This window comes from Serratia sp. CY52157 (assembly GCF_052168495.1).
In the GTDB taxonomy this organism is placed as follows: Bacteria; Pseudomonadota; Gammaproteobacteria; order Enterobacterales; family Enterobacteriaceae; genus Serratia; species Serratia ureilytica.
This window is the reverse complement of record NZ_JBJNMO010000002.1, coordinates 35,958-48,613: the sequence shown is the minus strand read 5'-3', so window position 1 is coordinate 48,613 and position 12,656 is coordinate 35,958. Positions and strand designations below refer to the sequence as shown.

Sequence of the window (12,656 nt, the reverse complement as noted above, 5' to 3'; positions counted from 1 at the left end):
ATTCTTCCCGCCTTTACAACTGAACACCGGAGAAGGACATGAAGCCCAGCGCCATCAGTCCGGTGGTGATAAAGGTAATGCCCAGACCGCGCAGCCCTGCCGGCACGTTGGCATACTTGAGTTTTTCGCGGATCCCCGCCATGGCGACGATCGCCAGCATCCAGCCGGTGCCGGAACCAAAGCCGTACACCACCGATTCGGCAAAGTTGTAGTCGCGCTGCACCATGAAGGACACGCCGCCGAAGATGGCGCAGTTCACGGTAATGAGCGGCAGGAAGATGCCGAGCGCGTTATACAGCGATGGGAAGAAGCGATCGAGGATCATCTCCAAAATCTGCACCAGCGCCGCAATCACGCCGATGAAGGTGATGAAGTTGAGGAAGCTCAGATCGACGCCCTCCACCAGCGCGCCGTCGCGCAGGATCAGGTTGTAGACCAGGTTATTCACCGGCACCGAAATGCCGAGCACGATGGTCACCGCGATGCCCAGGCCAAAGGCGGTCGAGACCTTCTTCGACACCGCCAGGAAGGTACACATCCCGAGGAAGAACGCCAGCGCCATGTTCTCGACGAACACCGCGCGCACAAACAGGCTGATATAGTGTTCCATCGGCCTTTACTCCTTTTCGATCTGCGCCGGCTTCAGGGTGCGCAGCACCCAGATCAGCAGGCCGATGATGAAGAACGCGCTCGGCGCCAGCAGGAACAGGCCGTTCGGTTGATACCAGCCGCCGTTCTGCACCGTTTCCAGCACCGGAACGCCGAACAGCTTGCCGGAGCCGATCAGCTCGCGCAGGAAACCGACCAGCACCAGGATCACCCCGTAACCCAGCCCGTTGCCGATGCCGTCCATAAAGCTCTCGATCGGCGGCGACTTCATGGCGTAGGCCTCGGCGCGCCCCATCACGATGCAGTTGGTGATGATAAGGCCGACGAACACCGACAGCTGCTTGGAGATCTCGAACGCATAGGCGCGCAACAGCTGATCGACCACGATCACCAGCGAGGCGATGATCGCCATCTGCACGATGATGCGCACGCTGTTGGGAATATGATGACGGATCAGCGAGATGAAGAAGCTGGAGAACGCGGTCACCAGCGTCACCGCAATGGTCATCACCACCGCCGTTTCCAGCTTGGTGGTCACCGCCAGCGCCGAACAGACGCCCAGCACCTGCAGGGCGATCGGGTTATTGTCGAACAGCGGCCCCAGCAGGACCCGCTTTATCTCTTTGGAATCAGCCATTTTTCAACGCTCCTTCACGAACTTTTTTCAGGAACGGGCCGAAGCCGTGCTCGCCCAACCAGAAATCAAACGTATGCTGCACGCCGTTGGAGGTCAGCGTGGCGCCGGACAGGCCATCCACCCCGTGTACGTCCCCCTGACGCGCGCCGCCTTTCACCACGCGGATCGCCGGCTGGCCGTTGTCGTCGAACAGCTGCTTGCCGACCCACTGCTGGCGCCAGGACGGGTTCTCGACCTCACCGCCCAGCCCCGGCGTTTCCCCCTGGTCGTAGTAGGTGATGCCCTTGACCGTGTTGCCGTCGTTATCCAATGCCACGAAGGCGTACATCATCGACCACAGACCGGTGCCGTATAGCGGCAACACAATCTTGTTCACCTGGCCGCTTTCATCGCGCACCAGGTAGATTTCCGCCTGGTTGCTGCGGCGCTTGATGCCGGCCGGATCGTCGCCCGCGGGCAACGCCACGCTTTTGGCGTCGTCGCGCAGCGCGGCGCCCAGATCGAACGCCGCCGCCTTGCCGGCGACAAATTCGCCGCTGTTCAGATCCACCAGGCGCGGTTCGATGCGCTCGCTATACAGGCGCTTGACCTGCTCGCTCTCCATTTTCGGCTGCAACAGGCCGGCTACGTCGAGAATATTGCGCTGCTTGTCGAGCAGCTTTTGCTCCTGCTGTTTGGACTTCAGGCCGACGGCGGAGCCCGCCACCACCACTGAACACACCAGACACAGCAGCAGCACTACCAGCAGCGTTTTACCGATGCCGTCGTTTTTCGCTTCATTCGCCACGGGCTTTTCTCCGCTTGATGTTGGCCTGCACCACCAGGTAATCGAACAGCGGCGCGAACAGGTTGGCGAACAGGATCGCCAGCATCATGCCTTCCGGATAGGCGGGGTTGACCACCCGGATCAGCACGCACATCACGCCGATCAGAATGCCGTACCACCATTTCCCCTTGTTGGTGAAGGAGGCGGAAACCGGGTCGGTCGCCATAAAGATCATGCCGAAGGCGAAGCCGCCCAGCACCAGATGCCAGTACCACGGCATGGCGAACATCGGGTTGGTGTCCGAACCGATGGCGTTGAACAGCAGGGCGGAAGCCACCATGCCGAGCATCACGCCGGCGACGATGCGCCAGGAGGCCACGCGGCCGAACAGGATAATCGCCCCGCCTATCAGGATCATCAGCGTGGAGACTTCACCGATGGAGCCGGGAATGTTACCGAGGAAGGCGTCCAGCCAACTGATGGACTGGCCGGTGGCCACGTTGCTCAGGCTGTGCGCCCCGCCTGCGCTCCACTGCGCCAGCGGCGTCGCGCCGGAGAAACCGTCCGCGGAGGTCCACACCAAGTCGCCGGAGATCTGCGCCGGATAGGCGAAGAACAGGAAGGCGCGGCCGGCCAGCGCCGGGTTGAGGAAGTTGCGCCCGGTGCCGCCGAAGATCTCTTTGGCCACCACCACGCCGAAGGTGATGCCCAGCGCGGCCTGCCACAGCGGCAGGGTCGGCGGCACGATCAGCGCGAACAGGATAGAAGTGACGAAGAAGCCTTCGTTGACCTCATGCTTGCGGATAATGGCGAACAGCACTTCCCAGAAGCCGCCGACGACGAACACCACGGCGTAGATCGGCAGGAAGTAACAGGCGCCCAGCACCATCTTGCTGACCCAGCCGGCGTCGGCCGCCAGCGAGGCGCCGAGCCACTGCGCCAGGCGATAATGCCAGTCGCCCGCCAGCACCTGTTGCAGCGCGTCGCCGCTGTACAGATGGTGCAGCGCCGGGATCGCCTGCTGGCCAACGTTGTACATGCCCCAGAACATCGCCGGGAACACCGCCAGCCACACCAGGATCATCATGCGTTTCAAATCGATGGCGTCGCGCACGTGCGAAGCGCCGCGCGTCACCGTGCCGGGGGTATAAAACACCGTGGTGGTCGCTTCATACAGCGGGTACCACTTTTCCAGTTTGCCGCCCGGCGTGAAGTGATGCTCTATCTTCTCAAAATAATTCTTCAGGCCCATCAGTTATCCTTCCTGCTCAATCTTGGTCAGCACCTCGCGCAGCACCGGCGCGTACTCATACTTGCCGGGGCAAACGAAGGTGCACAACGCCAGATCTTCCTCGTCCAGCTCCAGGCAGCCCAGCGCCTGCGCACTGTCGCTGTCGCCCGCCAGCAAATCGCGCAGCAGCAGCGTCGGCAAAATATCCAGCGGCATCACCCGCTCGTAGTTGCCGATCGGCACCATGGCGCGTTCGCCGCCGTTAGTGGTGGTCGAGAAGGCGAACAGTTTGTTTTTCAGGAAGTGGCCCAGCGTGGTGCGGGTAATGGAGAACTTGTTCGGCGACGGCACGATCCAGCCGAACAGCTCTTTGTCGCGCCCTTCTTCCAGCACCGACACCTGCGAGTGGAAACGGCCCAGCCAGGCGTTCGGCCCGGCGGCCTGCATACCGTTCAGCACCGAACCGGAGATCACCCGGTTCTCGCCCTCTTTCAGGCGGCCGGCGGTCAGCTCATCGAGGCTGGCTCCCAGGCGGGTGCGCAGCAGCGTCGGCTGCGCCACCTGCGGCCCGGCCAGCGCCACGACCCGGCGGGTATCGAGCTTACCGGTGGTGAACAGGGTGCCGATGGCGATCGCGTCCTGGTAACCGACGTGCCAAACGGTTTTCTTCAGGCTGACCGGTTCAAGGAAGTGAATGTGGGTGCCCACCAGCCCGGCGGGATGCGGGCCGGCAAATTCGCTGTAGGCGATCTGCGGGCCGCTCTGCTGGCCAACCGAGGCGCCGGCGGCGTGGCATACGTGTACCTTACCCGCCGTCAGACGCGCCAAGACCACCAGCCCGGCGTTAAACGCCGCCTGCTGTTCGGCGATGATCACCTGCGGATCGGCGGCCAACGGTTGGGTATCCATCGCGGTGACGAAAATGGCGCGCGGTTCGCTGCCGGGGCTTGGCGTTTTGCTGAACGGGCGGGTGCGCAGCGCGGTCCACAGGCCGCTGGCGATCAGTTCGCTTTCGACCTGTTCGCGCGGCAGTTGGCTGAGTTCACCCAACGGATAATGCGCAAACTCGAGCTGATCGTCGCCGCCGTTTTCCAGCGCAATCACCACCGATTGCAAGACGCGCCGCTCGCCGCGGTTAATCGCGACGATGCGGCCGCTGGCGGGAGCCGTGAAGAAAACCCCGGGGTTTTTCTTATCTTCGAACAACGCCTGGCCTTTCTTAACGGTATCGCCTTCCTGCACCAGCATGGAGGGACGCATTCCGACATACTCTTCCCCAAGCAGGGCGACATGCTGAATGTTCGGGCCATCTTGGATCGCCTGAACCGGGGCTCCGGCTATCGGCAGATCTAACCCTTTTCTGATCTTAATCATAGGATTTATACGATGTAGTTTGGTTTACACGTCTGACCGGCCCCAGAGGCGGGTGCTGACGATGCCAGGATTGCCGGGCAGTGCGCACAACGGCACGCCCAACATGAACTTTCTCGCAGTGAAAAACTGGGGTAACGCGCATTCCCTTGAATCCCCCTTCCGTTGTTTGCGCGACAGTCGATGTGTTAACGGCATGTAGCCAAATAACCATCAAAACGGCCGGGTTATATGCAATAACTCTTGCCGCTTCAATCGCCACAGCGCGTTAAATTGAAGAGAGAATATTAACATTGTTCGCAACATTGTTCTGCGTTCCGTCGTGACTTGTGTCAAGCAAACGCAATTAAATTTCGCCTGTTTTTCACTACTTATCGTTAAAATCTGCCGGTCATTTCACTTTTATCGAGCTTTGTCGTTTTTTTATACATATCACGTATTGCTAAAAATAAACGCGCTGGTAATCTGGCGGTGTTTTGCAGCAGTAAAAACAATAATCAGTGGCACGCTGGCCAATCTCATTGCGCCGGCAGATAAATATAAGCAGGAATAATAATGAGCAAAATCGCGCTGTTGTTTGCGATGCTTGTTTCTATGCCGATGATCACGGCCTGCAGCGCCAGCGAGCAGGTACCCGAAGCGCCGGTAGTTAAACAGCAATTATTGGGGTCGCCGGTCTATATTCAGATCTTCAAAGAGGAACGCAAGCTGGAATTGTATGCCAAAATGGGCAATGAATTCCGCTTGGTCAATACGTTCCCGATCTGTAATTTCTCCGGCGGGCTGGGTCCTAAACGTCGTGAAGGCGACTTTAAAAGTCCGGAAGGCTTTTATAGCGTTGACGCGCGCCATCTGAAACCCGACAGCAAGTATTATCGGGCGATCAATATCGGTTTCCCTAATGATTACGATAAGTCGCAGGGCTATTCCGGCGCTTATCTGATGATCCACGGCGAATGTAAATCGATCGGCTGTTACGCGATGACCAACACCTATATGGATGAGATCTATCGCTACGTCGAAGCCGCCTTCGCCTATGGCCAAAGCCGCGTCGACATCAGCATCTACCCGTTCCGCATGACCGAACAGAACCTGAAGCGCCATGCGTCATCCAGCTATATCGCCTTCTGGCGCCAGCTGAAGCCGGGCTATGATTACTTCGCGAAGAACCACCAGCCGCCGATGATGACCGTGGACAACGGCCAGTATGTGCTGGGTCAACCGTTAATGAGCAGCGGCCAGATGACGCAGTACGCGTCAACCAGCCCGACGCCCAACACCAATCCCTTCGCTCAGAACAAGCCGCTCACCGAAGTGAAATAACGCGAACTCGCCTGGCTCAATCTTGTGCCAGGTTTCGTTGGCGGTCAGCGGTTGGGTGGCGATCACTGTGACCACATCGTTCGGTGTGGTCTGCTGCTGAAAATCGATCTCCACGTCCTGATCCAGTAGCGTCGCCTTGCCGAACGGCGCGCGGCGCGTGATCCAATACAGGTTGGTGGAGCAATAGGCCATCACGAAGCGCCCATCTGACAACAGCATGTTAAATACCCCTTTCTTGCGCAGCTGGCTCGCCAACAGGCCGATATAGCGGAACACCGCCGGCCACTGGCTCGGGGTGCGCGGGTATTTCAGCGCCAGCTGATGCAGCAGCCAGCAAAACGCGTATTCGCTGTCGGTCTGGCCGACCGGGCGAAACGTTCCGGTATCCAGCTGGCGATAGCCTTTCAATTGGCCGTTGTGCGCGTAGGTCCAGTTGCGGCCCCACAGTTCGCGGGTAAACGGATGGGTGTTTTCCAGCGCCACTTCGCCGCGGTTGGCCTGGCGAATATGGGACACCACCGCGCAAGACTTGATCGGATAGTCCTGCACCAGGCGGGCGATCGGCGAGTTGAAGCTCGGCTGCGGATCCTTGAATGTGCGGCAGCCGTTCCCTTCATAGAAGGTAATGCCCCAGCCATCCTTATGCGGCCCGGTGCGGCCGCCGCGCTGTACCAGGCCGGTAAAGCTGAAGCAGATATCGGTCGGTACGTTTGCGCTCATCCCGAGCAGTTCACACATCGCCAGCACTCCTTAACCACACTGACATACGCTGTGCGGGCGCGGCATGCATGCGGCGCCCGCTGTCTTATTCCTGGGGGAGCCGCAGCCCCCCGAAGGCTATCAAGCCTTAACCATCTCTTTTTCGATCAGCTGAATCAAGATGTGAATCGCTTTGATGTGGATTTCCTGAATGCGATCGGCGTAGCCGAAGTGCGGCACACGGATTTCCACATCGGCGGAACCCGCCATTTTGCCGCCGTCCTTGCCGGTCAGGGTGATCACTTTCATCCCCTTGGCACGCGCCGCGTCGATGGCCTTGATGATGTTGCCGGAGTTGCCGGAGGTGGAAATGCCCAGCAGCACGTCGCCTTCGCGGCCCACCGCTTCCACATAGCGGGAGAACACATACTCATAGCCGAAGTCGTTGCTGACGCAGGACAGATGGCTCACGTCCGAGATGGCAATCGCCGGGTAGCCCGGGCGGTTTTCACGGTAGCGGCCGGTCAGCTCTTCGGCGAAATGCATCGCGTCGCAATGGGAACCGCCGTTGCCGCAGGAGATCACTTTACCGCCGGCTTTGAAGGAGTCCGCCAGCAGCACCGCCGCGCGTTGGATGGCGTCGATGTTGGCGTCGTCATTGATAAATTTCGCCAAGGTATCAGCCGCTTCGTTCAGTTCACTGCGAATAAGGTCGTGGTACATGAGGAACCTCTTGTTATCGTCAAATCTTCCGCTCCGCAGTGTACCGGATCGCGGAAACAGCGAGAAGCATTCTCAGCCAAACAGCGCGCCGGTTAAGGAAGCGGAGAGGTTTTTGATGATTGGTGCTGTCAGTTTGTGACCTGAGTTGTAATTAAACTGTAAACGCATTGATAAAAATTCTGCCTTGTACTAAAACCTATTACATACACACAACAGGTCAGACCTCTTACTACTTCGGAGCTTCTTATGATGGTTCTTAGTATTGTCGTTTTACTGGCTCTCCTCGGCGTGGTGTTCTACCACCGAGTGAACCTTACCCTCAGCAGCCTGATCCTGGTGGCGTACACCGCCGCCATGGGCGCGATCGGCCTGTGGAGCTTCTGGCTGTTGCTGCCGCTGGCGATCGTGCTGCTGCCGCTGAACCTTTCCTCTGTGCGTCGCTCTCTGCTCTCCGCGCCGGCGCTGCGCGCCTTCCGCAAGGTGATGCCGCCGATGTCCACCACCGAGAAGGAAGCGATCGACGCGGGCACCACCTGGTGGGAAGGCGATCTGTTCCGCGGCGCGCCGGACTGGAACAAGCTGCACAGCTACCCGAAACCGCGCCTGACGGAAGAAGAGCAGGCGTTTATCGACGGCCCAGTGGAAGAAGCCTGCCGCATGGCCAACGACTTCCAGATCACTCACGAACTGGCCGATCTGCCGCCTGAACTCTGGGCGTACCTGAAAGAACACCGTTTCTTCGCGATGATCATCAAGAAAGAGTACGGCGGTCTGGAATTCTCCCCTTACGCTCAGGCGATGGTGCTGCAAAAACTGGCCGGCGTTTCCGGCATCCTGGCGATCACCGTCGGCGTGCCGAACTCCCTCGGCCCAGGCGAACTGCTGCAGCATTACGGTACCGAAGAACAGAAAAACCACTATCTGCCGGGCCTGGCGCGCGGCGACGAGATCCCTTGCTTCGCGCTGACCAGCCCGGAAGCGGGCTCCGATGCCGGTGCCATTCCAGACGTGGGCACCGTGTGCATGGGCGAATGGCAAGGCAAGCAGGTGCTGGGCATGCGCCTGACCTGGAACAAGCGCTACATCACGCTGGCGCCGGTCGCCACCGTACTGGGTTTGGCATTCAAACTGCATGACCCGAACCGCCTGCTGAGCGACAACGAATCCCCGGGCATCACCTGTGCGCTGATCCCGACCAGCACGCCGGGCGTGGAAATCGGCAACCGCCACTTCCCGCTGAACGTGCCGTTCCAGAACGGCCCGACCCGCGGCACCGACGTGTTCGTGCCGATCGATTACATCATCGGCGGCCCGAAAATGGCCGGCCAGGGCTGGCGTATGCTGGTTGAATGCCTGTCGGTCGGTCGCGGCATCACCCTGCCGTCCAACTCCACCGGCAGCCTGAAATCCATCGCCCTGGCGACCGGCGCCTACGCGCACATTCGCCGTCAGTTCAAGATCTCCATCGGCAAGATGGAAGGGATCGAAGAGCCGTTGGCGCGCATCGCCGGCAACACCTATGTGATGGACGCCGCCGCTTCGCTGATCACCTACGCGCTGGTGCAGGGCGAGAAACCGGCCGTGCTGTCGGCCATCGTCAAATACCACTGTACGCACCGCGGCCAGCAGTCGATCGTTGACGCCATGGACATCGCCGGCGGTAAAGGCATTATGCTGGGCGAATCCAACTTCCTGGCTCGCGCTTATCAGGGCGCACCGATCGCCATCACGGTGGAAGGCGCGAACATCCTGACCCGCACCATGATGATCTTCGGCCAGGGCGCGATCCGCTGCCATCCTTATGTGCTGGATGAAATGGCGGCGGCGCAGAACAACGATCTGAACGCCTTCGATAAATCGCTGTTCGGCCACCTGGGCCACGTCGGCAGCAACAAGGTACGCAGCTTCTGGCTGGGCCTGACCAACGGCCGCACCAGCGCCACGCCGACCAAGGACGCGACCCGTCGTTACTATCAGCAGTTGAACCGCCTGAGCGCCAACCTAGCGTTGCTGTCGGACGTTTCCATGGGCGTGCTGGGCGGCAGCCTGAAGCGCCGCGAGCGCATCTCCGCTCGCCTGGGGGATATCCTCAGCCAGATGTACCTGGCTTCCGCCGTGCTGAAACGCTTTGACGACGAAGGCCGTCAGAAAGAAGATCTGCCGCTGGTGCATTGGGGCGTGCAAGACAGCCTGCATAAAGCCGAACAGGCGCTGGATGATCTGCTGCGCAACTTCCCGAACCGCTTTATCGCCGGCGCGCTGCGCTTCGTGGTCTTCCCGTTCGGCCGCGTGCATACCGCACCGTCCGATCGCCTGGATCATCAGCTGGCCAAGATCCTGCAGGTGCCTTCCGCCACCCGCAGCCGTCTGGGGCGCGGCCAGTACCTGACGCCGAGCGAGCATAACCCAATCGGCCTGCTGGAAGCGGCGCTGGCCGACGTGATGGCCGCCGAGCCGATTCACGAACGTCTATGCAAGGCCGCCGGCAAAAACCTGCCGTTCACCCGTCTGGATCGTTTGGCGGAACGCGCGCTGGAAGAAGGCAAGATCAGCGCCGACGAAGCGAAGATCCTGGTGAAAGCCGAAGAGAGCCGTCTGCGCTCCATCAACGTGGACGACTTTGCGCCGGATGCGCTGGCGGCCGCCAAGCAGGAAAAGCCGGCGGCGCAGTCTAAGCGCCAACAGCAGACCGAAGCGGCTTAACGCCAATTCCTACTCCACGCATCCAAGGGGCGATCATCATCGCCCCTTTTTCTTTTCTTGCATCACGAACTGCGCACCGCGCCGCAGGTTGGCGCAACGGCGGATTTCACGGGAAGGAAGTTCGGGTAGACTGCGCAGCGGGTGCTCTGGATCTTTCTGTCCGGAGCCTTGGCAAAGGAGAGAAAGAGAAAGGCCCCGAGTCGATATTATCAACCCGAGGCCACTCTGATGCCTAGCAACATCAGGTTAGCCTCTTACCCGCCGCAAGGCAAGGATAGGGAGGTCAAAAATGCAGCAAAAACGGGTCGTGCTTAAGCTGGTGATCGTCTGTATGACGCTGATCGCGTTCATCTGGCTAACCCGCGGTTCGCTGTGCGAACTGCGCATCAGGTTGGGAGACTCGGAGGTTGCGGCCACTTTGGCTTACGAATCCGAACGGTAAGGCAACCCAACGGCGGGGTTCGCCCCGCCCGTTGGCTGATGGTGTCAGGCAGGATCCACGAGCACCCGCCTTTTCAGCCGCTGACCGTCAGCTTGTCATAACCGCGCAGGCGGTAATTCACCACCGACACCAGCCAGCAGAAAATGAACACGGCGATCACCCAATAGCCCATCTCCCCCAGATGATCGTTGAGCCGCGCGACGGCGTCCCACAGCGGGCCGGACAGCGCCAGCTTGTCGGCGATAAGTCCGAGCGCTTCGATGCCGCCGATAAACACCGCGATGATCACCGACGCCGCCGTGATGGTCATGTTGTAGTACAGTTTGCGGATCGGTTTGGAGAACGCCCAGCCGTAAGCGCCAATCATCACGAAGTTGTCGATGGAGTCGATCAGCGCCATGCCGGCGGCGAACAGCGCTGGGAACAGCATGATGCTCCACAGGTTCATGCCGTGGCCGGCGCCGGCAGCCGAAATCCCCAACAACCCGACCTCGGTGGCGGTGTCGAAGCCCAGGCCAAACAAGAAGCCCACCAGGTACATGTGCCAGCTCTGATTCACCAGCCTGAACAGCGGGCGGAAGCAGCGCGCCAGCGCACCGCCGCCGCTCATCAACAGATCCAGCGATTGATGCGCAGGCAGCTCGCCCGCCTTCACCTGCCGGAAAGCGCGCCACACGGAGAGCAGCACCAGCAGGTTGATAAAGGCCACCGTCAGCAGAAACAGCGCGGACACCAGCGTGCCGATCAAACCGCCGGTTTCGTGAAACCAGCCCATCTGTCGGCTGAACATCATCGCCGTGGCGGCAATGGCGGCCGAGGCCAGCACCACGATGGTCGAGTGGCCGAGCGAGAAGAAGGTGCCGACCGCCACCGGCGTTTTGCCTTGTTGCATCAGCTTGCGGGTCACGTTGTCGATCGCGGCGATGTGATCGGCATCCACCGCATGGCGCAGACCAAAACTGTAGGCCAGCAAGGCGGTGCCCATCAGCGCCGCATTGTCTTTGAACACCGCCAGCGCCAGCAGCCAGACAACGACGTTGACCGCCACCAGCCCCAGCAGCAGGGATACAGCCCGCTGCCGGGCCGCGCCATGCAATCCTTCGGAAATTACCGCCATACCCACACTCCCGTTTTCTCGTTATGTTGAAATCAATGGATTAGCGCCGCGCCGCGATCACCGCCGGATTGGCGCTCAAAAACAGCCAGGACGCGATCACGAACGGCATGGTCAACGACGGCATCCCCAGCGGAGCCAGCAAGGTATTGAAAGCCCCCTGCACCAGCACCGTGAAAATCACGCCGAGCAGCGTATAGATAAGCACCCGCCGGCCGGGCGGGTTGAAGACGGAACCCAGCGCCACCGCCGTCAGCACCGCGCTGAAAGCATATAGCCCGGCGAAGACCGCCTGCGGATCGGCGCCGATTGCCAGCGCGGTGATCACCGCCAGCAAGGCGCCGAAAAAACCCAGCGCCATCGCGCGCGGCGACGAAACCGCCAGCCCGAGCAACAGCAGCACGCCGCCGCTCACGCTGCTGCACAAAAAGACCTGGGAGACGCCGTGCAACGCACCGCTCAACACCTCCGCCAGGTCGGGATGCGGGTTGAACACCGCGCCGTCGGCCGGGATGGCCGCCGGCGGCAACCGCACATGCCGCAGATGGCTGAACGGGTAGCTGGCCAGCAGCACCGTCCAGGTGGTCAGCACGAAAGGCGCGGTCAGCGCCGCGATCTTCCAGGTACGCAGCAGCCGATTGAGGCCGACGGTGACGATCACCGAGATCGCGCTGCTGAAGATCACGCCGATCCACAGCCAGACAGAGGGCAGCAAAAAGGTCGGCAGCGCGGCGCCGACCAGGCAGCCGTTGTAGCCATAGAGACCGGTGCGCAACGCTGCGCGATCGTCCACCAACCACGCCGCGCTGAGCGTCGCCGCCGCCGTACCCAGCAGGCAGCCGAAGGCCACCTGCGGCAGCCCCTCTTCCCAGGCGCCCACGAAAATGGCGATGAAAAACAATAATCCGGTCAAAGGGTTATTTTGAAACATCACCTGCGAACAGCCGCGCAGCACCGCATCCGTCACCGCCGCTATTCGGCTGCGGGCGCACAACGCCGCCCAACTCCACTTTGTCGTCATGACCGCTTCCCGCTGCA

12 protein-coding genes are annotated in these 12,656 nt (G+C 60.6%); 3 read left to right on the top strand and 9 right to left on the bottom strand.

The genetic code is table 11. The annotated features are described in order from the left end of the window. Nucleotides 1–13 precede the first annotated feature (13 nt). Genes nqrE through ACJ8IP_RS09890 form a run of 5 tightly spaced genes read right to left on the bottom strand, consistent with a single transcriptional unit; the run spans nt 14 to nt 4,617 of the window. Entirely contained in the window at nt 14–610 is a 597-nt protein-coding gene (nqrE, locus tag ACJ8IP_RS09910) for an NADH:ubiquinone reductase (Na(+)-transporting) subunit E (RefSeq protein WP_004930235.1), read from the bottom strand. A gap of 6 nt (nt 611–616) precedes the next feature. Beyond that, nucleotides 617–1,246 carry an NADH:ubiquinone reductase (Na(+)-transporting) subunit D gene (locus ACJ8IP_RS09905; RefSeq protein WP_004930232.1) on the bottom strand — a complete coding sequence of 210 codons (630 nt, stop codon included), beginning with the start codon at nt 1,244–1,246 and terminating at the stop codon, nt 617–619. Next, nucleotides 1,239–2,033, bottom strand: coding sequence for a Na(+)-translocating NADH-quinone reductase subunit C (locus ACJ8IP_RS09900; protein ID WP_147839027.1), 795 nt, complete (start codon nt 2,031–2,033; stop codon nt 1,239–1,241). The genes ACJ8IP_RS09905 and ACJ8IP_RS09900 overlap by 8 nt, the downstream gene beginning before the upstream one ends. Then, entirely contained in the window at nt 2,023–3,264 is a 1,242-nt protein-coding gene (locus ACJ8IP_RS09895; RefSeq protein ID WP_016928991.1) for an NADH:ubiquinone reductase (Na(+)-transporting) subunit B, read from the bottom strand. The genes ACJ8IP_RS09900 and ACJ8IP_RS09895 overlap by 11 nt, the downstream gene beginning before the upstream one ends. A 3-nt stretch (nt 3,265–3,267) precedes the next feature. Beyond that, complete coding sequence (locus ACJ8IP_RS09890) at nt 3,268–4,617, bottom strand: Na(+)-translocating NADH-quinone reductase subunit A (RefSeq protein WP_147839028.1); 1,350 nt, start codon at nt 4,615–4,617, stop codon at nt 3,268–3,270. Nucleotides 4,618–5,169: 552 nt separating this feature from the next. Here ACJ8IP_RS09890 and dpaA point away from each other — a divergent pair. Continuing rightward, nucleotides 5,170–5,937, top strand: coding sequence for a peptidoglycan meso-diaminopimelic acid protein amidase (gene dpaA / locus ACJ8IP_RS09885; protein WP_033641973.1), 768 nt, complete (start codon nt 5,170–5,172; stop codon nt 5,935–5,937). Here the strand turns inward: dpaA and ACJ8IP_RS09880 are convergent. After that, nucleotides 5,872–6,675, bottom strand: a complete 804-nt coding sequence (locus ACJ8IP_RS09880) for a class II glutamine amidotransferase (RefSeq protein WP_019454310.1) — start codon at nt 6,673–6,675, stop codon at nt 5,872–5,874. The genes dpaA and ACJ8IP_RS09880 overlap by 66 nt on opposite strands. A gap of 102 nt (nt 6,676–6,777) precedes the next feature. Continuing rightward, nucleotides 6,778–7,359: a D-sedoheptulose 7-phosphate isomerase gene (gene lpcA / locus ACJ8IP_RS09875; protein WP_004930220.1), complete on the bottom strand. Its 582-nt coding sequence runs from the start codon at nt 7,357–7,359 to the stop codon at nt 6,778–6,780. Nucleotides 7,360–7,605: 246 nt separating this feature from the next. Between lpcA and fadE the strand changes: the two genes are divergently transcribed. After that, on the top strand, nt 7,606–10,062 hold the full coding sequence (gene fadE / locus ACJ8IP_RS09870) for an acyl-CoA dehydrogenase FadE (protein WP_060659917.1): 2,457 nt from the start codon (nt 7,606–7,608) through the stop codon (nt 10,060–10,062). A gap of 289 nt (nt 10,063–10,351) precedes the next feature. Further along, nucleotides 10,352–10,504: a Hok/Gef family protein gene (locus tag ACJ8IP_RS09865; RefSeq protein ID WP_004930217.1), complete on the top strand. Its 153-nt coding sequence runs from the start codon at nt 10,352–10,354 to the stop codon at nt 10,502–10,504. A 73-nt stretch (nt 10,505–10,577) separates the two neighbouring features. On the opposite strand, the gene ACJ8IP_RS09860 is transcribed toward ACJ8IP_RS09865, so the two are convergent. Then, nucleotides 10,578–11,621 carry a HoxN/HupN/NixA family nickel/cobalt transporter gene (locus ACJ8IP_RS09860; protein WP_147839030.1) on the bottom strand — a complete coding sequence of 348 codons (1,044 nt, stop codon included), beginning with the start codon at nt 11,619–11,621 and terminating at the stop codon, nt 10,578–10,580. Nucleotides 11,622–11,661: 40 nt separating this feature from the next. Continuing rightward, nucleotides 11,662–12,639, bottom strand: coding sequence for an urea transporter (gene yut, locus ACJ8IP_RS09855; RefSeq protein ID WP_033651015.1), 978 nt, complete (start codon nt 12,637–12,639; stop codon nt 11,662–11,664). Nucleotides 12,640–12,656: the final 17 nt, after the last annotated feature.